The following is a 21,580-nucleotide window of genomic DNA, read 5'->3' as shown; positions in this document are numbered from 1 at the left end:
GGCCTGTCCCTTCGCGTCCGGCCGCTCGCGTCCGGCCCGTCGCGTGCGGCCGCTCGCGTCCGGCCCGTCGCGTGCGGCCGCGGTCAGGTCGCCGCGCGGTGCCCGCGGGCGTCGCGCAGTACGACGCGGACGGTGACGTCGGTCCCGCCGTCGGCGGACGTGCCCCAGTCGATCGAACCGTGGAGTTCGTTCTCGACGAGCGTGCGGACGATCTGCGTGCCGAGGCCCGCGCCCGGGCCGGCGTCGGGTGCCAGACCGATGCCGTCGTCCACGATGTGGACGGTGAGGTCGTGCCCGTCCCGCGTCGTCGTGATGCGGACCGTGCCAGTCGCGCGGTCGGGGAAGCCGTGCTCGACCGCGTTCGTCACGAGCTCCGTGAGGACGAGCGCGAGCGGTGTCGCATCCTCGGCGTGGACGAGGCCGAACGTCCCCTCGGAGATCGTCCTCACGCTTGTGTCGGCCGACGCGATGTCGGCGGCGAGCCGCAGGACGCGGCCGACCATGTCGTCGAACTCGACCTCCTCCTCGAGGGTCTGCGAGAGCGCCTGGTGGACGAGCGCGATCGTGTCGACGCGACGCATGGCTTCCTCGAGTGCGCCGCGCGCCTCGGGGATCTGCATGCGCCGGGCCTGGAGCCGCAGGAGCGCGGCGACGGTCTGGAGGTTGTTCTTCACCCGGTGGTGGATCTCGCGGATCGTCGCGTCCTTCGTGATGAGCTCGCGCTCGCGCCTGCGCACCTCGGTGACGTCGCGGCACAGGAGCACCGCACCCATGCGTCGGCCGTCCTCGGTGATGGGCAGCGAGCGTACCGACAGCGAGACGCGGTCGGACTCGAGCTCGGTGCGCCACGGGGCGCGGCCCATCATGACGACCGGCAGGGACTCGTCGACGGGCGCCTGCTGGACGAGGAGGTCCGCGGTGATCTCGACGAGCGACTCTCCGACGAGCGGGCCGTAGACACCGAGCCGGTGGAAGCACGAGAGGGCGTTGGGGCTCGCGTAGAGGACCTCGCCCTCGGCGTTGAGCCGCAGGAGGCCGTCGCCGACGCGGGGCGCGCCGCGCCGCGGCCCGGTCGCCGAGTCGGGCTGGGGGAACTCGCCGCGCGAGATCATGCCGAGCAGGCCGTCGGCGGCCTCGACGTAGTTGAGTTCGAGGCGGCTCGGGGTGCGGCCCGAGCCGAGGTACGTCTGGCGGACGAGGACGGCGATCGCCCGGCCTGCGCGGACGACGGGGACGAACTCCTCGCGCACGGCGTAGGCGCCGAGCCAGCGAGGTTCGCGCTCACGGTGGACGCGGCGGTCGTCGAAGGCCTGGAGCAGCTGTGCACGTCGTCCCGTGGGCGCGACGGTGCCGACGATGTCGTCGTAGTGGACGGTCGCACCGGTCGACGGGCGGCAGTGGGCGATCGCGACGAGCTCGCCGTCGTCTGTCGGGAGCCAGAGGACGAGGTCGGCGAACGCGAGGTCGGAGATCACCTGCCAGTCGCCTGCGAGGAGGTGGAGCCAGTCGGCGTCGACGGCGTCGAGGTTCGAGTGGCGGGAGATGAGCTCGCTCATGACGGACACGCCTCCAGGGTACGTGGCGGCACCGGCCGCGCCCGCACCGCACGGGCGGCGCGGCCGCTGCGCCGCGTGTGGGACATGTCGCACGCGGACCGGGGTGCGTCGGGCCGGGACGTCGCGCGGCTGCGCGGCTAGGCTCAGAGCATGCACGTGACGATCGACGTCCCCGTCCCGCTCTCTGCCGCTGCGTACGCGACGCTCGTGCGCGACGAGACGTTCGTGCGCTTCCGCACAGCCGTGCCGGGCGCGCGGGTCGACGACGTCATCGTGACGCCTGCGGACGGCGAGTCGTTCACGGTGACGGTGCGGCGGTCGGTCTCGGCCGCGCAGATCCCCCCGCAGGTGCGGTCGTTCGTGGGGTCGGAGCTCGAGATCCGCCAGGTCGAGGCGTGGGAGGGCGAGCGCGGCGGTGCGTGGCACGGGACGGTTGCGCTCGAGATCACGGGGACGCCGGTGCGCATGACCGGCACTGTCGGGCTCGTGCCCTCGGGCGACGGCGCGATCCTCCGGTACGACGGTGACGTGCGGGCGTCGATCCCGCTGTTCGGCCCGGCGGTCGAGCGCTCGGCGGCCGAGGCTGTCCGGGTGACGCTCGCCGCGGAGGAGCTGCGCGTGCAAGCCTGGGTCGACGTGCACGGCACGCCTGCCTGAGTGCGTCGGCGGGCCCGGGCCCGCTCGAGCGCGTCCCGGGCGCGCCGTCACAGCCCATAACGACTCCGCAACGGGCTCCTCTCGTCTGAACCTCTGACCTGCGGTTTTAAAGTCATGGGATCGCTGGTCGTTCCTCATCGGGTCGAAGGACAACGACTTCGTCTTCTCGGGATCGCTCAACCTCGTGCCGGGCCCAAACTTCCTCGACAACGTCAGGCGGGTGCTCGAGTCCGACATCAACTTCTGGGGCGCGACCCTCAACTCGCTCGTCGCGGCGACGTCGACGTCCGTCTCCGTCGTCCTCCTCTCGACGCTCGCGGGCTTCTCGTTCGCCAAGCTGCGGTTCAAGGGTCGCCGGGGCCTGCTCGTGTCGGTCATCGCGACGATGGCGGTCCCGACGCAGCTCGGCATCGTGCCGCTCTACCTCGTCGTGACGAAGCTCAACCTCCAGGGCAACCTCCTCGCGATCATCCTGCCCGGGCTCGTCACCGCGTTCGGGGTGTTCTGGATGACGCAGTACCTCCAGGATGCCCTGCCCGACGAGCTCATCGACGCCGCACGCGTCGACGGCTGCAACCTCATCCGCACGTTCTGGCACGTGGCCATGCCGGCCGCGCGCCCGGCCGCCGCGATGCTCTTCCTCTTCACGTTCGTCGGCTCGTGGACGAACTTCATGTGGCCGTACGTCATCCTCGACCGCGCGAGCGGCACCCTGCCGGTCGCGCTCCAGGGCCTCCAGTCGCAGTACTACACGGACTACCCGCTCATCCTCACGGGTGCGCTGCTGTCCATCGTCCCGCTGCTCATCATTTTCGTCCTCGCCGGCAAGCAGCTCGTCGCTGGCATCATGGCGGGCGCCGTCAAGGGCTGACCCGTCCCCCGTCTGCCACCCGGCGGCCCTCTGCGGAGGGCCGCCGGGCCTCGGGAGGTCGAGGCCCGAGGTCGATGGTGGCAGCCACGGGCGCGTTACCTGCCCGTCGGCCACCCGTGGGCCCCGTCCGACGAGGGCGGGGCCCACGGCGTCCGTCCGGGCATATCGCGTGCCACAACGCACTCCGCGTGTCGGATTCGCCTACTCTCATCTCACGAGCGGTCCGCCACCGACCGCTGCCCTGACGAAAGACGACCGACGATGCCCGAGACCACCCCGCGCACGGATGCCGCGGCCCCGACGCTCGACGAGGTGGCTGCGGCCGCCGGAGTCTCGCGCTCGACGGCCTCACGAGCCCTCAACGGCGGCCTGCGCGTGTCGCCGGCGGCCCAGGCTGCGGTCGACGACGCGGCGCTCCGCCTGGGCTACGTGCCGAACCGTGCGGCACGGTCCCTCGTCACGCGGCGCACCGACTCGATCGCGCTCATCATCCCGGAGCCGGACGAGCGGCTGCTCTCGGACGCGTTCATCGGCGGCACGCTGCGGGGTGTCGGGGAAGCGCTCGCGCGCACGGACCTCCAGCTCGTCCTGCTGCTCTCGCGCAAGAATGAGGCCGCGGATCGGATCGCGCGCTACCTGCGGGGCGGGCACGTCGACGGCGCCGTCATCACGTCCCACCACGAGGGGGACGAGCTCGAGCGCGTCGTCGCCGCGTCGTCGATCCCGGCGGTGTTCGTCGGGCGGCCGTTCGACGCACCGCGGGAGCTCATCTACACGGACGTCGACAACGTCGCGGGTGCCCGCCTCGCGGTCGAGCATCTCGTCGCGCGCGGTCGGACGCGCATCGCGCACATCGCCGGCCCGCTGGACATGACGGCGGGCGTCGACCGTGTCAAGGGATGGCGCGACGCGCTGAGCGACCACGGCCTTCCCGCGGACGCGCTCGTCCACGCCCAGTTCACGACGGCGTCGGGCGAGACCGCTGCGGCCGAACTCCTTGCGGCGCACCCGGACGTCGACGGGATCTTCGCGGCGTCGGACACGATCGCGGTCGGCGCGCTGCGCGCCCTCGCGGCGGCCGGGCGTTCCGTCCCCGGTGACGTCGCGATTGTGGGCTACGACGACCTCGACGCGGCCCAGGCCTCGACTCCCCCGCTCACAACGCTCCACAACCCGGTCGTCGAGCTTGCGGCGACGGCCGTCCATCAGCTCCTGCGGCTCATCGACTCCGAGCCGGGCGACGAGCGCGTGACGTCGATCGTCCTCCCGCCGCGGCTCGTCGTCCGCGGCACCACCTGAGAGGTTCCCTCACCGCCCCGGCCACGCCCACGCGGGTCCGTCGAGCGCGCCCTCGCGCCCGTCGAGGACGCTGGTCTCTCTGCCGCCGCCGCCCGTGAGCCGGACGTGCGCCGCGCCGTCGTCGGCGAGCCCCTCCGCGAGGGGACGGTAATGGGTGACGACGAGCACCTGCCCACGCTCCGACGCGCGCCGGACGAGGCGTCCGAGCGGACGGGCAAGGTCCGGGTGGAGGCCCGTCTCCGGCTCGTCGAGCACGAGGAGCCCTGCTGGTCGCACGCTGAGCAGCGCGGCGACGTGGACGAGGTAGCGCAGCGTCCCGTCGGAGAGCTCGGCCGCGGTGACGGGTCGGCGCAGGCCGGGCTGCTCGAGGAGGAGCGTGAAGAGCCCCGCCGCCGCGTCGATGCGGATGCGGGACCCGGGGAACGCGTCGTCGACCGCAGCATCGAGCAGGTCCGCGCCACCCGCGTCGATGATCGTCGCCAGCGCCGCCGCGAGGTCGGCGCCGTCGTGCCCGAGCACCTGGGTGCGCGTTCCGACGTGCGGGGTGCGTGCGGGTGCGCCCGCGTCGGTGCGGACATCGTCGTGGAAGCGCCAGCCGCGCAGCGTCCGCCGGACGAGCCCGACCTCGGGAGCGCCCTCGGGGTCGGCGACCTCGTCGACGATCGACTCGTACGTCGCGAGCACGCGGGGGTCGTCACGCCACGCGCCGGACGCGTCGCGCACGCGCAGGTGCGGTCCCTTGCGCTGCGCCTGGACCGAGCCGGCGCGGAGCGGTCCGCCGCTCCACACGGTCTCCGACTTGATCTCGGGGTCGAGCGCGAACGGTGAGGAGCCGGGCAGCTGGGGCAGGCCCAAGTCGACCGCGTAGCCGAGGCCGTCGCCCTCGAAGCCGAGCCTCAGGGCGACGCGGCCCTGCGGGCCGGGAGCCTGCGACGTGCCGGCCCAGAGCGCGGAGCCGAGCCCTCCCTCGCGCGCGAGCGCTCCGACGACCTGCCCGGACCCGCACGCCGCGAGGAGCCGCAGCGCGCGGTAGAGGGAGGACTTACCGGACCCGTTGGGGCCTGTGACGACCGTGAGCCGGTCGAGCTCGAGCGTGAGGTCGACGAGGCTGCGGTAGCCCGAGACGGCGAGCGTGCGAATCATGCCGCGAGCCTAGCGACGGCCACCGACGTCCCGGGGTCGCGGTGCGTCCCCGGGACGTCAGGGTCGGCCCCCGACGTGCACCCGAGGGCCGGACCTTGCGCGGCCCCGCGCTCAGCGCGTGAACGCGAGGTGCCAGGTCTCGGGGCCGCGCTGGAGGTACTCGACGGTGAAGCGGCCCGGGTGGCGGCCCTCGATCTGGGCGAGGAGGGGCAGCGGGTCGTGCGGGGCGACGAGGACGAGGCCGCCGCCCTCCTCGACGGCGTCGAGCGCGCCGAAGATCGTCGCGTGGCGCACGGCGTGCGGGATGACGGTCGCGTCGAGGACAGGCATGTCGCCGCGGGCGTCTGCACTGGTGTCGGCCGGGGTGTCGGGCGAGGTGTCGGTCCCTGCGTCCGACGCAGCGTCCGCTGCTCGAGCGTCCGACGCTGGCGCACCCTCCGTCGGCGTGACCTCGGCGGCTGCGCCGCCCCCGCCGCAGCCTCCGCCACCGCAGCCGCACGCGTGACCCGTGGGTGCCGGGGCACGGAGGACCTCCCGGACCTCCTCGGCCGGGCCGGTGAGCGGGGTGCGCGCGTCGCGGGCGACGAGCGGCACGAGGTCGTGGTCGAGGGTGTCGGCGTGGACGGCGAGGAGCGCCGCGAGGACGTGGGCGGCGCCGACGGCCTCGAGGGGATGGGTCGTCGTCGCGAGGTCGGACGCGGCCGTGCGGACGGCGGTGTGAAGGCGGACGACGATGGCGGCGGCGGGCCCGCCGTCGGTGACGGTGCGGACGGCGGGGAGGAGGTGCGCTTCCTCGGCCTCGAGGTGCGGGACGAGACGTTCGGTCGCCCACAGGGCGAGGCGTTCGCGGGCGACGCCCGCGAGCTGGGCGTCGGCTCCGGTGACGGCGCGGGAGAGCTGGTCGACGAGCACGTGGAGCGTGCCGCGCATCGCGGTGTGGTCGCCGGCGAGGTCCTCAGCCGCGCGGGCGTCGTCGAGGTTCGAGGCGAGGAGCAGGTCGTCCATCGGGTTCTCCGGTCGTGGTCGGGACCGAGGTCCGGTCCGGCTGCGCCCGAGAATAGTACACTTGGCTCCGTGGAAATAACTCCGCGTCCCGGCTACGGCCCCGCCGCCGTCGTCCCGCGCCCTTCGCCCGCCGCGGACCTCTCGCGCGCCCGCCGCCAGGTCCTCGACCTCCTCGTCGTCCGCGGTGTCCCGACGAGCGTCGCGACCGTCGCCGCCGAGCTCGGGCAGCACACGAACACGGTCCGCGAGCACCTCGAAGGCCTCGCGGACGCTGGGCTCGCCGACCGCTCGACCGCCCGCCCCGCCGGCCGCGGCCGCCCCGGGACCCTCTACGAGGCACTGCCCGCGAGCACGACCGACCCCGGCGCCCGCGAGTACGCGGCCCTCGCCTCGGTCCTCGCCGACCAGATCGCCCGGACGAGCCCCGACCCACGCGCCGACGCGCTCGCTGCGGGCGCCCGCTGGGGCCGCGACCTCGTCGCGCACGAGCGGCACGACGGCGCGCCGCAGGCACGCCGCACCGTCGTGCGCCTCCTCGACCGCCTCGGCTTCGGCCCCAACCCGGACGCGACGGACAACGCGATCGAGCTGCGCCGCTGCCCCCTCCTCGACGCCGCGCTGCGCACGCCCGAGGTCGTGTGCGCGGTCCACCTGGGCCTCGCCCGCGGCGCGCTCGACGCGCTCGGCGCCCCGACGGACCGCACGACGCTCGAGGCCTTCGCGCTGCCCGGCGCGTGCCTCCTCCACCTCGACGCGCCGGAGGCGTGAACGTGGCCGCCCCCGCGAGCGCGCTGCGCCGCCTCCCCCTCCTCCTGCTCGCCGGCCTCAGCCTCCTCGCGGGCCTCGACGCCGCGCTCCTCCTGCTCGGCCTGCCCGCACCCGTGACGACGGACCGGCTGCCCGACGTCCACGGCATGCTCATGGTCCTCGGCTTCGTCGGCACGCTCATCGCGCTCGAACGCGCGGTCGCTCTGCGCCGGTGGTGGGGCTTCGGCGCACCAGTCCTCCTCGGCCTCGGCGCGCTCGCGCTGCTCTCGCCGCTGCCCCTCACCGTCGGGCGGGGACTGCTGACGGCGGGCACAGTCGTGCTCGTCGTCGTCTACGTGCCGCTCTTCCGGCGCTCGCACGACACCGCGGTGCTCGTCCAGCAGCTCGGCGCGGTCGCCGCCGCGTGCGGCGCGCTCCTGTGGTGGGCGGGGGCCCCGATGCCCGCGACGGTGCCGTGGCTCACCGCGTTCGTCGTCACGACGATCGCGGGCGAACGGCTCGAACTCGCGCGCGTCGCGATGTCGGGCCTGCGGCCCGGCGACCGCACGCGCGCGGACTCGGCGATCCTCGCCGTGTGCGTCGCGACCGTCCTCGGTGCGGCCGCTGCGACGGCGTGGCCGGGACCCGGGCACGCGGTCCTCGGTGCGGCGCTGCTTGCGCTGTGCGCGTGGCTCGCGGGCAACGATGTCGCCCGACGCACGGTGCGTTCGCGCGGCCTGCCGCGCTTCACGGCCGCGTGCCTTCTCGCGGCGTACGCGTGGCTCGCGGTCGCCGGGGGGATCTGGCTGCTCGGCGGCCCGCAGCTGGCGGGCCGTGGCTACGACGCCGTGCTCCACAGCGTGTTCCTCGGCTTCACGATCTCGATGATCATGGCCCACGCCCCGATCATCCTGCCCGCGGTGCTCCGGGTCCCGCTCCCCTACCACCCGGCGATGTACGGCCCGGCGGCGCTCCTCCACGTGACCCTCGTCCTACGCGTCGCCGTCGGTGACGCGCGCGACGTCCCGGCGCTCGTGACGATCGGCGGCGTCGGCAATGTCGTCGCGCTGCTCGGGTTCGTCGTGACGAACGTCGTCGTCGGCGTCGTCGCGTCGCGGAAGGCCCCGACGGCGCGAGCCGCGCGCGGCACGCGCGACCCCGAGCCTGCACTCCCCTCCCCCGTCCAGGAAGCCTCCGCCCGATGACCTCGCTCTCCCCGCGCCCGACGCAGCCCTCGGGCGCGCCGCGGCCGCTGTCCGCCCGCTCGTCGTGGCACCTCGCCGCGAACGCACCGGTCGTCGTCTGGCTGCTCGCGACGTTCGGCGTCTCGCTCGTCCACCGCGAGGTCGCGGTGTCGGCGTGGCTGCTCGTCCACCTCACGCTGCTCGGTGCGGTGACGAACGCGATCCTCGTGTGGTCGGCGCACTTCGCTGACGCGCTGCTGCGCCGCCGCACGGACGGTCGCGCGCGACGCGGGCAGGCGGTGCGGCTCGTCGTGCTCAACGTCGGGGTGCTCACGACGGTCGTCGGCATGGTGACGTCGCGCTGGCCCGTCACCCTCGCGGGCGCTGCCGTCGTGGGGCTCGCGGTCGCGTGGCACGGGGCCGCGCTCGCGCGTTCGACGCGCGGGGCGCTCACGGGTCCGCTCGCGGTGTGCGTGCGGTTCTACGTCGCGGCGGCGTGGCTGCTGCCGTTCGGCGCGGCGGCGGGCGTCCTGCTCGCGCGCGGCGCGGGGCCGGGCTGGCACGCGCGGCTCGTCCTTGCGCACACGGGGCTCAACGTCCTGGGTTTTGTGGGGCTCACGGTGCTCGGAACGCTCGTGACGCTGTGGCCGACGATGCTGCGCACGACGATGGACCCGCGCGCGGTGCGCGCGGTGACGCCGACGCTCGCGTGGACCCTCGGCGGGCTCGGAATCGGCGTCGTGGGCGCACTCACGGGCGTGCGGCTGCTCGCGGCGGCGGGCGTCGTCGCGTACGTCGTGGGGGTCTTCTGTGCGCTCGTGCCGATGGCGGGCGCGGCGCGACGCCGGCCGCCCGCGTCGTTCGCGACGCTCTCGGCCGCGTCGGCGGTCGTGTGGTGGCTCGGGACGCTCGTCACGGTCGTCGTGCTGCTCGTCGTCACGCCGTCGTGGACGGCTCTCGAGGCGCGCCTGGGCGCGCTCACGGTGCCGCTCGTCGGCGGGTTCGCCGCGCAGGTGCTGCTCGGTGCGCTCACGTACCTCGTGCCGGTCGTGCTCGGCGGCGGTCCGGCGGGCGTGCGGACGACGGCGGCGCGGCTCGAGCGTGGTGCCCTCACGCGCATCGTTGTCGCGAACGGTGCTCTCCTCGTCTTCGTCCTGCCGGGCTCGAGCGCGCTGCGCGCGCTCTCGTCGATCGCGGCGCTCGGCGCGGGGGTGTCGTTCCTCGTGCTGCTCGCGCTCGCGCTGTGGGACCACCGCCGTGCACGGCTGGGGCGCATGGCGACGGTCGAGGCGCCCGAGCCGCCCGTGCCCGGCACGCCTCAGGGACCGCAGGTCGAGGCCGTGCGAGGCCCTGCGCGGGCGACGCAGCTCGCGGCCGGTGTCGCTGTGCTCGCGCTCGTCGTCGCGGGCGCGGCTGCGCTCGACCCGTCGGGCCTCCGCCTCGCGGCGATGCCCGGCGGCGACGTTGCGGGAGGCGCCGCGGGCGCGGCCGTCACGCCGACGGGCCGCACGACGACCGTCGAGGTCGAGGCGCGCGACATGCGGTTCACGCCGTCACGCATCGAGGTGCCCGCGGGCGACCGGCTCGTGCTCGTCGTGCGGAACACGGACCCGACGACGGTCCACGACCTCGCGCTCGACACGGGTGCGTTCACGGGCCGGCTCGCGGTCGGGGCGTCGGCCACGCTCGACGTCGGCGTCGTCGGCCGCGCGATCGAGGGCTGGTGCACGATCGTCGGGCACCGGCAGTCGGGCATGACGCTCGACATTGTGCCGACGGGGCTCGCCGCGTCGGGCGACGCCGCCCCTGGCGCGACCGACGCGCCGTCGGACGGCACGGACCACGGCGACATGGGCCACGGCGAGATGGGCCACGGCTCGGCCACGGGGCCGTCCGCGGCCGACGACATCGACCTCCACCAAGCTCCGCCCGCGGGCTTCGAGGCACGCGACGCCTCCCTACCCCCGCTCGACGACCGCACGGTGCGCGAGGTGACGCTCACGGTCTCCGAGCTCACGGCGGACGTCGCGCCGGGCGTGAGCCAGAAGCTGTGGACGTTCGGCGGCTCGGCGCCCGGCCCCACCCTCCACGGACGGGTGGGCGACACATTCGTCGTGACGCTCGTCAACGACGGGACGATCGGCCACTCGATCGACTTCCACGCGGGCATGCTCGCCCCGGACCAGCCGATGCGGACGATCGCACCCGGGGAGACCCTCACGTACCGGTTCACGGCGACGATGAGCGGCATCTGGATGTACCACTGCTCGACGATGCCGATGAGCGCGCACATCGCGAACGGCATGTTCGGCGCGGTCGTCATCGAACCGCCGGACCTGCCGGAGGTCGACGCGAGCTACGTGCTCGTCCAGAGCGAGTTCTACCTCGGCGCGCAGGGCGGCGAGGTCGACGTCGACAAGATCGCGACGCAGCTGCCCGACCTCGTCGCGTTCAACGGCTACGCGCACCAGTACGCGTACGACCCGATCGAGGCCCGCACGGGCGACCGCCTGCGCTTCTGGGTGCTCGCGGCGGGGCCGAACGTCGGGACGTCATTCCACGTCGTCGGCGGACAGTTCGACACCGTGTTCCACGAGGGCGCGTACCGGCTGCGGCCGGGCAACGCGGCCCACGGCGGGTCGCAGGCGCTCGGGCTGAGCGTCGCGCAGGGCGGGTTCGTCGAGCTCGTCATGCCGGAGGCCGGCACATACCCGTTCGTCTCGCACGTCATGAGCGACGCGGAGAAGGGCGCGACGGGCAAGATCCACGTGACGGACTGACGCGGGACCACCGACGCGGCGGGGGTCCGTGGACGAGATGACGGACAGGGACCGTCGTCTCGCCCACGGTCCCCGGTCGCGCGGGTGGGCGGTCGTCCGTCGCCGTGACCGTGGCCGTGCGGCAGGGTCCCCGCGTGGCGTTACCGCCCCAGGCGCCTGTCGCGCGTCACGAAGGAGCGCAGGGCGCGGAGGTAGTCGACGCGGCGGAAGCTCGGCCAGTAGGCCTCGCAGAAGTAGTACTCGGCCTGTGCGGACTGCCACAGGAGGAAACCGGAGAGCCGCTGCTCGCCCGAGGTGCGGATAACGAGGTCGGGGTCAGGCTGGCCGCGCGTGTAGAGGTGCTCCCCGATCTCCTCGACGTCGATGCACTCGGCGACCTCGGCGAGCGTGCGACCCTGGGCGTCCTGCTCGCGCAGGTAGGCGCGGACGGCGTCGGCGATCTCGTGGCGTCCGCCGTAGCCGATGGCGACGTTGACGGAGAGCCCGTCGACGTCGGCGGTCGACTCCTCGGCGGCGCGGAGCGCGGCTGCGGAGGCGTCGGGCAGGAGGTCGAGGCGACCCATGACGCGCAGGCGCCACCGGCGTGCGGCGGCGAGGTCCTCGACGGCGCGGACGATGATCGCGAGGAGCGGCTCGAGCTCGGCGGTGGGCCGCGAGAGGTTGTCGGTCGAGAGCATCCACAACGTGACGACCTCGATGCCGAGGTCCTCGGTCCAGCCGAGGAATTCGAGGATCTTCTCGGCGCCGCGCTGGTGGCCGGCGGCGGTCGACTCGCCGAAGGAGCGGGCCCAGCGGCGGTTGCCGTCGAGGATGACGCCGATGTGGCGGGGCAGGGCGTCGGCGGGGAGGGAGCGCGCGAGCTGGCGTTCGTAGAGCCCGTAGAAGGGGGTGGGGATGCGCACTGCGACCTCGTTCGGGTGACCTGGACTTCGTCGACGTCGCCAACCTACCGGACGCGTGGGACGCTGCGGGGGTCGAACCGTGGGCAGCCTCGTCATCGCCGTGGCCCGACACCCGATCTCCACAACCTACGGTTCCGTAACCTACGGTCCCGTAGGTTACGCTGGTCAGACACGACGGCCGCAGCCGCGCCCCGCCACGCACACCGACGCACCCGAGGAGCGACACATGTCGCGCACCACCCCCCCGCGCACCGTGGGAGAGACCGTCGACGCTGCCACGGAGGCCGTCGTCGAGGCCGTCAAGCCACGACTCCGAGGCTGGATCCACGCGGGCACCGCGCCCCTCGCCGTCATCGGCGGCACGATCCTCACGGCGCTCACCCCCGCGACCGCACCGCGCGTCGCCGTCCTCATCTTCGCGATCACCGCCGTGCTCCTCTTCGGCACGAGCGCCGTCTACCACCGCGGCACGTGGGGCCCGACCGCCCAGGCGGCACTACGGCGCGCGGACCACGCCAACATCTTCCTCATCATCGCCGGCACGTACACGCCGCTGGCGATCCTCCTCCTCGACAAGCGCACCGCGACGATCCTCCTCGTCGTCGTCTGGAGCGGGGCCCTCCTCGGGCTCGCCGCACGCATGCTCTGGCTCGGCGCACCACGCTGGGTCTACACGCCCGTCTACATCGCGCTCGGATGGGTCGCTGTCGGCTTCATGAAGCAGTTCTGGGACGCGGGCGGCCCCGCCGTCGTCTGGCTCGTCGCGCTCGGCGGCCTCGCCTACACGGGCGGCGCGATCGTTTACGCCCTCAAGCGCCCCAACCCCAGCCCGCGGTGGTTCGGCTTCCACGAGATCTTCCACGTCGGCACCGTCATCGGCTTCTGGTGCCACTTCGCGGCCGTCGCGGTCGCGGTCGCGCAGATCTCCTGACCCGGGCGGGCCGGGCCGCGCTGTCAGCGGGGCCGGACCTCGTAGCGCCGGAGCTCGAGCGCAGGGTTGCGGCGACGCGCGTCGGCGACGCGCGCCGGATCGAGGTCGACGACGACGTGCGCGGGCCCGGGCCCGAGACGCTCGACGACGGTCCCCACGGGGTCGACGACGAGGCTCGTCCCGCACACGCCGCGCCCGGCCATGCCGACGGCGACGAGCCACGCGACGTTCTCGAGCGCGCGGGCGCGGGCGAGGACGGTCCACTGCTCGACCTTGCCCGGTCCGACTGCCCATGCGGCGGGCACGACGATCACCTCGGCGCCCGCGTCGACGAGGCGTCGCGCGGACTCAGGGAAGCGCAGGTCGAAGCACGTGAGCACGCCGAGGCGCAGCCCGCCGACGTCGACGACGAGCGGCGGCGCGGCCGGGTCGCCGGGGGCGAGCCTGTCCGACTCGCGCTGCCCGAACGCGTCGAAGAGGTGGACCTTGCGGTAGTCGCCGCCGAGGATGCCGTCGGCGCGGACGTGGACGACCGCGTTGCTCGCCCGCTGCTCGTCCGGGACGGTGAGCGTCACCCCCGCGAGGACGTCGACGCCGCGGTCGCGCGCGACCCGCCGCAGGCCGGTGAGGAAGGGGCCGTCGAGCTCCTGGGCGTCGCCGGGGCCGGTGCCGCGCGGGTCGAACGCGCTCGCGTACTCGGGCAAGACGACGAGGTGCGCGCCGTCGTCGGCGCACGCCTCGACGGCGTCGGCCGCGACGCGCACAGCGGCCGCCGCGTCACGCGGGGTGGCGACCTGCGCGAGCCCGACGCGCACGGTCAGCCCCGGGCGTCGTCGCCCGCGGCGTCGGGCGCGGCGTGCCCGGCCTCGCCGTCCGGCTCGGCCACGCCCGACGCCGTCCCGCCCGATGCGGTCGTGCCCGATGCGGTCGTGCCCGGCTCACCACCTGGCTCAGCGCCGTCCGTCTCCACGCCCTCCGCCCGCTCGGCGAAGCGCATGCGCCGGACCTTGCGGTTGAGCGACAACCAGCCGAGCACGCACACGGATGCGACCGCGAAGATCGCGAGGAAGCCGAGGAGCCCGGGTGACACGTCGTAGGGGTCGAGGCCGGGTCGCAGCACGTCCGACGGCGACGGCGACGGCGTGAGCGTCTCTGCGGGCAGCAGCGCCGCGAGCGCGGCGAGGGAGAGAGTCACAGGTGCTCCTCGGTGAGTCCCGCGAACAGGTCGTCCTCGGGCAGCGTGGTGGCGATGCGGGCATCGGCGAGTTCGTACTCCTCCCACGGCCAGACCTCGGTCTCGAGGTCGCGCGGGGTGCCGAAGAAGAAGCCGTCGGGGTCGATCTGGGTCGCGTGCGCGCGCAGTGCGGCGTCGCGGGCGTCGAAGTGGTCGGCGACCTCGATGCGTGTCGTCACGGGTCGCTCGACGATCTCGCGCGCGGCGCGCGTCTCGACCCACTCGCCGAAGGGCGACTCGAGGCCTGCGTCGACCATCGCCTCGTGGACCGTGCGGATGCGGCGCATCGAGAAGTCGTGGTTGTAGTAGAGCTTGAGCGGGGTCCACGGTGCGCCCGCGCCGGGGAACCGACCCGGGTCGCCCGCGGCCTCCCAAGCCGCGGCCGTCACCTCGTGCGTGCGGATGTGGTCGGGGTGCGGGTACCCGCCCGACGGGTCGTATGTCGTGATGACGTGGGGCCGGAACTCGCGCACGACGCGGACGAGGGCCTCGGCGGACTCCTCGAGCGGGACGAGCGCGAAGCAGCCCTCGGGGAGCGGCGGCAGCGGGTCTCCCTCGGGCAGTCCCGAGTCGACGAACCCGAGCCAGTGCTGGCGCACGCCGAGCGCAGCGGCCGCGGCGGCCATCTCCTTGCGGCGGACGGCGGCGATCTCGTCGCCCTCGGCGAGCTCTCGGCCGTAGCTGGGGTTGAGGACGGAGCCGCGCTCGCCTCCGGTGCACGTGACGACGAGGACCTCGACGCCGGCGGCGGCGTAGCGGGCGGTCGTCGCGGCGCCCTTGCTCGACTCGTCGTCGGGGTGGGCGTGGACGGCCATGAGGCGCAGGGGCGTCGTCACGTCGGTGGTCCTCTCGGTGCACGGGCCCAGGGCTGGGCTCCACCCCTCACCGTATCGCCCGTGCGGGGCCGCACGGCACGCGAGGACCGTCAGGTGCGGGCGGCGCAGGTTCGACGACGCGCACGCTCCGGTTCCCGCGACCGCACGAGCCTGGGACACTGGGGGCATGTCCTCCTCCGAGACTCCCGAGACTCCCGAGGGGCCCGCCGCTCCTGGCTCGCCCGCCGCCCACGGGGCGTCGTCGTCGCCCGCCGTCCCTGCCGCGCGGACGGACCTTGACGACAGGTACGGCAGGTTCACGCCCGACGCCCGCCGTTCGCGCCGCCTCAAGGCAGCCGCGGCCGCGGCGATCGCGCTCGGGACGGTCGGCGCCGGCTGGGCGGGCTGGAGCATGGTCGCCGGCGAGCCGTGGACGACGAAGCCCGTCGGCTACTCGGTCAAGGGCCCCGAGCTCACCGAGGTGACGTTCCACGTGACGAAGCGCGCAGACCTCACGCTGCGTTGCAAGGTCGTCGCGCTTGCCGAGAACTACGCCCAGGTCGGCTACCGCGACGTCGTCATCCCGGCGAGCTCGGGCGAGCGGGAGTCGTTCACGGTCGAGGTGCGGACGTCGGAGCTGGCGACGACGGGCATGGTCGAGTCCTGCGAGCGCCTCGACGACTGAGGCCGGCGCGCACGACGACGGGTCGGGCGGCGCGTCGCAGGTCACGGGTCCGCGTCCTCGCGGCCTGTGCGGCTATACTGGGTGTTTCGACCACTGCTCGGCGACCGTGCAGCGCGTTCTCGTTCACGCTCCCGGCCGGGCCCCTCAGACGGGTGGTCGACGGCGTGACACGCGAGGGGGCGCCGCACCGGCGGGCAGGGGCACATCTTCTTCATCACATCTCGGCGCACGGTTCCCACCGTGCGCCGCTGTCCTACGTGGACCGAAAGGAGCGACAATGACCGGGACCACCACGTGGCTGACGCAGGAGGCGTACGACAGGCTCAAGGCCGAGTACGAGTACCTCACCGGCGCCGGCCGGGACGAGATCGTCGCGAGGGTCGCGCAGGCGCGTGACGAGGGCGATCTCAAGGAGAACTCCGGCTATCACGCCGCCCGCGAGGAGCACGCGAAGCAGGAGGCCCGTGTCCGCGAGCTCAAGGCGAAGCTCGAGAACGCGCAGGTCGGCACGCCTCCGGACGACGGCCTCGTCGAGCCGGGCATGATCGTCACGCTCGACTTCGCGGGCGAGGAGATGACGTTCCTCCTGGGTTCGCGCGAGATCGCCGGCACGACGGAGCTCGACGTCTTCTCGGAGGCGTCGCCCCTCGGCGCGTCGATCCTCGGCCGCTCGGTGGGCGACGAGGTGACGTTCACGACGCCGACCGGTGCTGAGCGTCTCGTCAAGGTCCTCAAGGCCGTGCCCTACGACGGCTGAGCGCGCGCACGACATGCTGAGGAGCGGGCCACCCCATGCGGGGTGGCCCGCTCCGTCGTTCCTGCGGGCCCCGGCACTGCGCCGTCGGGCTCGCTGCGCTCGGGCTCGCTGCGCTCGGGCGTTCACCGGCTGCGTCGCTCGACGGCTGCGTCGCTCACCGGCTCGGGCGCCTGGTGTTCAGGCGCCGGGGGCGAGCCGGTAGCCCTCTCCCCAGAGGTGCGTGAGGAGCGCGTCCTGGTGCTCGGCACCCTTGGTCTCGACCTGGAGGACGACCTCGACCTCGTCGATCGCGAGGTGCGGCCCGGTGCGGACGTGCTCGATGTGCATGACGTTCCCGCCCTCGCGCGCGATCGCGAGAAGGAGGTCGGCGAGCATCCCGGGCCGGTCGGTGAGGAGGGCCCGCACCTGGAGGTAGCGGCCGGCGGACGCGAGGCCGTGGCGGACAACGCGCAGGAGGACGACGGGATCGACGTTGCCGCCCGAGAGGACGACGACGATGGGTCCGTCGAAACCGTCGGGCTCGGCCATGAGAGCGGCGACACCGGTCGCGCCAGCGGGTTCGACGAGGAGCTTGGCGCGCTCCGCGACGAGGAGGAGCGCGCGGGAGATCTCGTCCTCGCTCACGGTGACGACCTCGGCGTTGCCGTGGCGGAGGAGTTCGAGAGGAACCTCGCCGGGACGCGCGACAGCGATGCCGTCGGCCATCGTCGAGCGCACCGGCACGGTCTCGGCCGTCCCAGTGCGCAGCGATCCGGGGTAGGCGGCCATGCGTTCGGCCTGCACGCCGACGACGTGGACGTGCGGTGCGAACTGCGAGAATGCGGCGACCATCCCGGCGGCGAGGCCGCCTCCGCCGACGGGGACGACGACCGTACGGACGTCGGGGACCTGCTCGAGGATCTCGAGGGCGATCGTCGCCTGCCCCGCGACGACGTCGGCGTGGTCGAACGGGTGGATGAGCACGGCGCCCGTGACGCGCGCATGCTCGTACGCGGCCGCGAGCGCGTCCTCGACACTGTGCCCGACGAGCCGCACCTCGGCGCCGTAGGCGCGTGTCGCGGCGATCTTCGGCAGAGCAGCGTCGGACGGCATGTAGACGACCGCGTGGATGCCGAGCTCGCGGGCCGCGAGGGCGACGCCCTGCGCATGGTTGCCGGCGCTCGCCGCGACGACCCCGGCCGCGCGCTCGTCGGCGGTGAGGCGGGCGAGGCGGACGTACGCGCCGCGCAGCTTGAAAGATCCGGTGCGCTGGAGGTTCTCGCACTTGAGGTGGACCGCGGTGCCGGTGAGCTCGGCGAGCGCGCGCGAGTGCTCGACGGGCGTCGTCGCGGCGATGCCCCCGAGGAGGCGTCGGGCGTCGGCGAGGTCCGCGGGGTCGAGAGGCAGGCCGGTCACGCGTCGTCGCCGGACTGCGTGCGACGCTGCGTGCCGGGACCGTCGTACGGCGGCTCGTCGGCCGCGGTCTCGGCTGCGGTCTCGGCTGCGGTCTCTGCCTCGGTCTCGACAGCAGGGCTGTCGGCGGGGGCCACGAGGACCGCTCCCTCACCGACCTCGACGACAACGACGTCCGTGTCGGCGTCCTGCGTACCGCGGCGCAGCGCCATGGCGCGGCGTCGCACCTCGGCCTCCGCCTCGGGCCGGAAGGTGAGTCGGTCGCCGATGCCGAGGTCGGGGAACTTGTCGTGACCTGAGAGGTAGAGGACGACGGTATTGATGACCGACGCGATGGGCACGGCGAAGAGGGCGCCGACGATCCCGGCGACCATCGTGCCGCCCGAGACGGTGAGGAGGACGGCGACGGGGTGCATCGACACGGCGTGGCCCATGAGGAAGGGCTGGAGGAGGTGCCCCTCGATCTGCTGGACGAGCAGGACGATGCCGAGCATGACGAGCGCCCACACCCAGCCCTTGACGACGAGCGCGACGAGCACGGCGATCGCGCCCGTGATGATCGCGCCGACGAACGGGATGAACGAGCCGATGAAGACGAGGATGCCGAGCGGCACGACGAGCGGCAGCTGGAGGGCTGCGGCGCCGATCGCGATGCCGGTCGCGTCGATCGCGGCGACGAGGATCTGCGTGCGGGTGTAGGCGGCGAGGGTGACGAGCCCGCGACGGCCGGCCTGATGGACGTCGTCGCGCGCGGCGCGCGGCAGGAGCCCGACGATCCACGTCCAGATGGTGCGGCCGTCGTAGAGGAAGAAGATCGTGCAGAACAGCGCGATGACGAAGCCTGCCGCAAGGCTCGTCACGGTCGAGCCGACGGACATAGCTCCGGAGACGACGGTGCCGAGGTTCTGCTCGATCGTCGTCGAGATATCGCTGAGCATGCCTTCGAGCCGCTCGGTGTCGATGCCGAGCGGTCCGGTCGAGAGCCAGTCGACCGTCTGGTCGAGGCCCTCGCGGGCCTGCGTCGAGAGGGAGGCGATGCCGGTGACGATCTGCTGCCCCGCGATGACGATGAGGCCGATCGCGGCGGCGAGCAGGAGGAGCACGGACGTCACGGCGGCGAGCGCGCGCGGGAACCGCAGGGTGCGGACGAGCCAGCCGTGGAGGGGCGCGAGGAGGACGGTGAAGAGCAGCGCGGCGGCGACGGCAACGAAGAGCTCGCCGAGGGGCCGCAGCACCCAGATGACGGCTCCTGCGCAGATGCCGATGATGAGCAGGCGCCACGACCAGGCTGCGGCGGCCTGGACGGACGGCGGGATGGAACGGGAGGCGACGTAGTCGCCGTGGAGCGCGTCAGCGCCCACGGCCTCGGTCGTCGCGGTCCCGGCGTCGTCCCGGGTGATGTCGTGGCTCGTCATCGTCGTCCTTCCAGCCCCCACGTCCGCGCAGGTCGGACGCCCGTGTCGGGGCGGTCGGCCCCGCGTGCCAGACTACGACGACCGGCACCGGCGCGCGCTCGCGCGCGCCGGTGGAACACTCGGTGGACGCGCGACGTTGCACCTTTTCACGGAGCGTTCACGACCGCTCCGGCGTTCCTGCCCCCACCGGAGGTCACCGTGCTCGAAAACCTCTTCGGCCGTCGCGTCCCGACGACCGTCGTCAGCCCCGCCGACGCCCTCCCGGGGCGGCCCGCCCGCGCGTTCCACGTGCCTCCGACGCACGCGGTCCTCGGAACCCCGCTCGAGGACCCGCTGCCCGACGGTGCGCACGAGATCTTCCTCGGCCTCGGCTGCTTCTGGGGCGCGGAGAAGCTCTTCTGGCAGCTGCCGGGCGTCATCTCGACCTCCGTCGGGTACATGGGCGGCACGACGCCGCACCCGACGTACGAGGAGGCGTGCACGGGCATGACGGGGCACACCGAGACGGTGCGGGTCGTGTTCGACCCGGCGGTTGTGAGCGACGAGGACGTGCTGCGGACGTTCTGGGAGAACCACGACCCGACGCAGGGCTTCAGGCAGGGCAACGACGTCGGCACCCAGTACCGCTCGGCGATCTTCACGACGACGCCCGCGCAGGCGGACCTCGCCGAGCGGACGCGCGCGGCGTTCGGGGCGAGCCTCGCGGAGCGGGGCTTCGAGGAGATCACGACGGAGGTGCGGACGGCCGCGGACGCGGGGCCGTTCTACCTCGCGGAGGCGGACCACCAGCAGTACCTCCACAAGGTGCCGCACGGCTACTGCCCCGTCCATGCGACGGGCGTGCGCTGCGAGCCGCTCGACGGCTGAGGTTTCACCTCCACGCGATCCGCACGGACGTCCACAGCACCTGACGCTGCGACCTGCCACGACGTGCCGTCGTTGTGCCACCATGGCGGGGTGCGCCAGATCACGCAGTCCAAGAAGCTCAAGAACGTCCGCTACGACGTGCGGGGACCGATCCTCGTCGAGGCGCAGCGCCTCGAGTCGCTCGGCCACAAGGTCCTCAAGCTCAACATCGGCAACACCGCGCCGTTCGGCTTCGAGGCGCCGCCGACGATCCTCGCGGACATGATCCAGCACCTGCCCGAGGCCCAGGGGTACTCGGACTCGCGCGGCATCTACTCGGCGCGCACGGCCGTCGCGCAGTACTACCAGTCGCGCGGGCTCGTCGACACGCACGTCGAGGACATCTTCATCGGCAACGGCGTCTCCGAGCTCATCACGATGGTGCTCCAGACGTTCGTCGACGACGGCAACGAGATCCTCGTGCCGGCGCCCGACTACCCGCTGTGGACGGGCGCGGTGACGCTCTCGGGCGGCACGCCCGTGCACTACCGCTGCGACGAGTCGAACGGCTGGAACCCGGATCTTGAGGACATCGAGTCGAAGATCACGGCGAACACGCACGCGATCGTCCTCATCAACCCGAACAACCCGACGGGCGCGGTGTACTCGGAGGAGATCGTCAAGGGCATCGTCGACATCGCGCGGCGCCACGACCTCGTGATCTTCTCCGACGAGATCTACGAGAAGATCCTCTTCGACGAGGCGAAGCACCACCATGCGGCGACGTTCGCGGGCGACGACGTCCTGTGCCTGACGTTCTCGGGCTTGTCGAAGGCGTACCGCGTGTGCGGGTACCGGGCGGGCTGGCTCATGATCTCCGGCCCAACGCACCTCGCGACGGACTTCCTCGAGGGTCTCACCCTCATGGCGAACATGCGCATGTGCGCAAACGTGCCGGCGCAGCACGCGATCCAGACCGCGCTCGGCGGCTACCAGTCAATCAACGAGCTCATCGTCCCCGGGGGACGCTTCTACGACCAGATGATGCTCGCGGACACGCTGCTCAACGAGATCGACGGCGTGACGAACGTGCGGCCGCAGGGTGCGCTCTACTGCTTCCCGAAGCTCGACACGGAGATGTTCGGGATCACGGACGACCAGGAATTCGTCCTCGACCTGCTGCGCCGCAAGCACATCCTCGTGACGCATGGCACGGGATTCAACTGGTTCGAGCCGGACCACTTCCGGCTCGTGTGCCTGCCGGACGAGGACGTCCTCACGGAGGCGATCGGCCGCATCGCGGAGCACCTCGACGACATCCGCCGCTAACCCAACTCTCTCTCTCTCTCTCTCCCCCCCCC

General features: G+C 73.3%; 20 protein-coding genes. 11 read left to right on the top strand and 9 right to left on the bottom strand.

What is annotated here, in order from left to right:
* Window positions 1-83: 83 nt before the first annotated feature.
* The gene (locus tag C1729_RS12820; RefSeq protein WP_102510689.1) at window positions 84-1,556 is read right to left on the bottom strand and encodes a sensor histidine kinase; all 1,473 of its coding nucleotides are present in this window, start codon (window positions 1,554-1,556) and stop codon (window positions 84-86) included.
* A 150-nt stretch (window positions 1,557-1,706) separates the two neighbouring features.
* Here C1729_RS12820 and C1729_RS12815 point away from each other — a divergent pair, with 150 nt between their 5' ends.
* The 3 genes from C1729_RS12815 to C1729_RS12805 all read left to right on the top strand — a co-directional run bounded on the left by C1729_RS12815 (window position 1,707) and on the right by C1729_RS12805 (window position 4,383).
* Window positions 1,707-2,213 (top strand): DUF2505 domain-containing protein, encoded by a 507-nt coding sequence (locus C1729_RS12815; protein WP_102510283.1) that lies wholly within the window; start codon window positions 1,707-1,709, stop codon window positions 2,211-2,213.
* A gap of 220 nt (window positions 2,214-2,433) precedes the next feature.
* Window positions 2,434-3,084 carry a carbohydrate ABC transporter permease gene (locus C1729_RS12810; RefSeq protein WP_340637954.1) on the top strand — a complete coding sequence of 217 codons (651 nt, stop codon included), beginning with the start codon at window positions 2,434-2,436 and terminating at the stop codon, window positions 3,082-3,084.
* Window positions 3,085-3,345: 261 nt separating this feature from the next.
* The gene (locus C1729_RS12805) at window positions 3,346-4,383 is read left to right on the top strand and encodes a LacI family DNA-binding transcriptional regulator (protein WP_102510281.1); all 1,038 of its coding nucleotides are present in this window, start codon (window positions 3,346-3,348) and stop codon (window positions 4,381-4,383) included.
* Window positions 4,384-4,392: 9 nt separating this feature from the next.
* Here the strand turns inward: C1729_RS12805 and C1729_RS12800 are convergent, their stop codons facing one another.
* Together C1729_RS12800 and C1729_RS14380 are read right to left on the bottom strand one after the other, a co-directional pair.
* The gene (locus tag C1729_RS12800) at window positions 4,393-5,526 is read right to left on the bottom strand and encodes an AAA family ATPase (RefSeq protein WP_102510280.1); all 1,134 of its coding nucleotides are present in this window, start codon (window positions 5,524-5,526) and stop codon (window positions 4,393-4,395) included.
* A gap of 111 nt (window positions 5,527-5,637) precedes the next feature.
* Window positions 5,638-6,531, bottom strand: a complete 894-nt coding sequence (locus C1729_RS14380; protein ID WP_129590757.1) for a DUF2249 domain-containing protein — start codon at window positions 6,529-6,531, stop codon at window positions 5,638-5,640.
* Window positions 6,532-6,600: 69 nt separating this feature from the next.
* Here C1729_RS14380 and C1729_RS12790 point away from each other — a divergent pair, with 69 nt between their 5' ends.
* The 3 genes from C1729_RS12790 to C1729_RS12780 are packed head-to-tail and all read left to right on the top strand — an operon-like array spanning window position 6,601 to window position 11,242.
* Entirely contained in the window at window positions 6,601-7,299 is a 699-nt protein-coding gene (locus C1729_RS12790; RefSeq protein ID WP_207204619.1) for a helix-turn-helix transcriptional regulator, read from the top strand.
* 2 nt (window positions 7,300-7,301) lie between these two features.
* Window positions 7,302-8,483 carry a hypothetical protein gene (locus tag C1729_RS12785; protein ID WP_207204618.1) on the top strand — a complete coding sequence of 394 codons (1,182 nt, stop codon included), beginning with the start codon at window positions 7,302-7,304 and terminating at the stop codon, window positions 8,481-8,483.
* On the top strand, window positions 8,480-11,242 hold the full coding sequence (locus C1729_RS12780; RefSeq protein WP_102510279.1) for a multicopper oxidase domain-containing protein: 2,763 nt from the start codon (window positions 8,480-8,482) through the stop codon (window positions 11,240-11,242). The genes C1729_RS12785 and C1729_RS12780 overlap by 4 nt, the downstream gene beginning before the upstream one ends.
* Before the next feature lie 140 nt (window positions 11,243-11,382).
* Here C1729_RS12780 and C1729_RS12775 read toward each other — a convergent pair whose 3' ends face one another.
* Window positions 11,383-12,144 carry an isoprenyl transferase gene (locus tag C1729_RS12775; RefSeq protein ID WP_102510278.1) on the bottom strand — a complete coding sequence of 254 codons (762 nt, stop codon included), beginning with the start codon at window positions 12,142-12,144 and terminating at the stop codon, window positions 11,383-11,385.
* Window positions 12,145-12,370: 226 nt separating this feature from the next.
* On the opposite strand from C1729_RS12775, the gene trhA reads away from it, so the two are divergent.
* A complete protein-coding gene (gene trhA / locus C1729_RS12770; RefSeq protein ID WP_102510277.1) occupies window positions 12,371-13,075 on the top strand; it encodes a PAQR family membrane homeostasis protein TrhA in 705 nt (234 codons plus the stop codon).
* 23 nt (window positions 13,076-13,098) lie between these two features.
* Here the strand turns inward: trhA and C1729_RS12765 are convergent, their stop codons facing one another.
* Genes C1729_RS12765 through mca form a run of 3 tightly spaced genes read right to left on the bottom strand, consistent with a single transcriptional unit; the run spans window position 13,099 to window position 15,124 of the window.
* The gene (locus C1729_RS12765) at window positions 13,099-13,890 is read right to left on the bottom strand and encodes a nitrilase-related carbon-nitrogen hydrolase (protein WP_340637953.1); all 792 of its coding nucleotides are present in this window, start codon (window positions 13,888-13,890) and stop codon (window positions 13,099-13,101) included.
* A gap of 2 nt (window positions 13,891-13,892) precedes the next feature.
* Entirely contained in the window at window positions 13,893-14,270 is a 378-nt protein-coding gene (locus C1729_RS12760; RefSeq protein ID WP_242493835.1) for a hypothetical protein, read from the bottom strand.
* The gene (mca, locus tag C1729_RS12755; RefSeq protein ID WP_102510685.1) at window positions 14,267-15,124 is read right to left on the bottom strand and encodes a mycothiol conjugate amidase Mca; all 858 of its coding nucleotides are present in this window, start codon (window positions 15,122-15,124) and stop codon (window positions 14,267-14,269) included. Before mca ends, C1729_RS12760 begins: the two co-directional genes overlap by 4 nt.
* A 187-nt stretch (window positions 15,125-15,311) precedes the next feature.
* Between mca and C1729_RS12750 the strand changes: the two genes are divergently transcribed.
* The gene (locus C1729_RS12750) at window positions 15,312-15,809 is read left to right on the top strand and encodes a DUF4307 domain-containing protein (RefSeq protein ID WP_102510275.1); all 498 of its coding nucleotides are present in this window, start codon (window positions 15,312-15,314) and stop codon (window positions 15,807-15,809) included.
* 277 nt (window positions 15,810-16,086) lie between these two features.
* Window positions 16,087-16,566 (top strand): transcription elongation factor GreA, encoded by a 480-nt coding sequence (gene greA, locus C1729_RS12745; protein ID WP_102510274.1) that lies wholly within the window; start codon window positions 16,087-16,089, stop codon window positions 16,564-16,566.
* A gap of 177 nt (window positions 16,567-16,743) precedes the next feature.
* Here the strand turns inward: greA and ilvA are convergent, their stop codons facing one another.
* Both ilvA and C1729_RS12735 read right to left on the bottom strand, forming a co-directional pair.
* Complete coding sequence (gene ilvA, locus C1729_RS12740) at window positions 16,744-17,961, bottom strand: threonine ammonia-lyase (RefSeq protein WP_102510273.1); 1,218 nt, start codon at window positions 17,959-17,961, stop codon at window positions 16,744-16,746.
* Window positions 17,958-19,373, bottom strand: coding sequence for an AI-2E family transporter (locus C1729_RS12735; protein ID WP_102510272.1), 1,416 nt, complete (start codon window positions 19,371-19,373; stop codon window positions 17,958-17,960). Before C1729_RS12735 ends, ilvA begins: the two co-directional genes overlap by 4 nt.
* A gap of 198 nt (window positions 19,374-19,571) precedes the next feature.
* On the opposite strand from C1729_RS12735, the gene msrA reads away from it, so the two are divergent.
* Both msrA and C1729_RS12725 read left to right on the top strand, forming a co-directional pair.
* Window positions 19,572-20,240, top strand: coding sequence for a peptide-methionine (S)-S-oxide reductase MsrA (msrA, locus tag C1729_RS12730; protein ID WP_102510271.1), 669 nt, complete (start codon window positions 19,572-19,574; stop codon window positions 20,238-20,240).
* 90 nt (window positions 20,241-20,330) lie between these two features.
* Window positions 20,331-21,548 carry a pyridoxal phosphate-dependent aminotransferase gene (locus tag C1729_RS12725; protein WP_102510270.1) on the top strand — a complete coding sequence of 406 codons (1,218 nt, stop codon included), beginning with the start codon at window positions 20,331-20,333 and terminating at the stop codon, window positions 21,546-21,548.
* Window positions 21,549-21,580 lie beyond the last annotated feature (32 nt).

Source organism: Sanguibacter massiliensis (assembly GCF_900240335.1).
In the GTDB taxonomy this organism is placed as follows: Bacteria; Actinomycetota; Actinomycetes; order Actinomycetales; family Cellulomonadaceae; genus Flavimobilis; species Flavimobilis massiliensis.
This window is presented reverse-complemented; position numbering and strand designations above follow the sequence as displayed.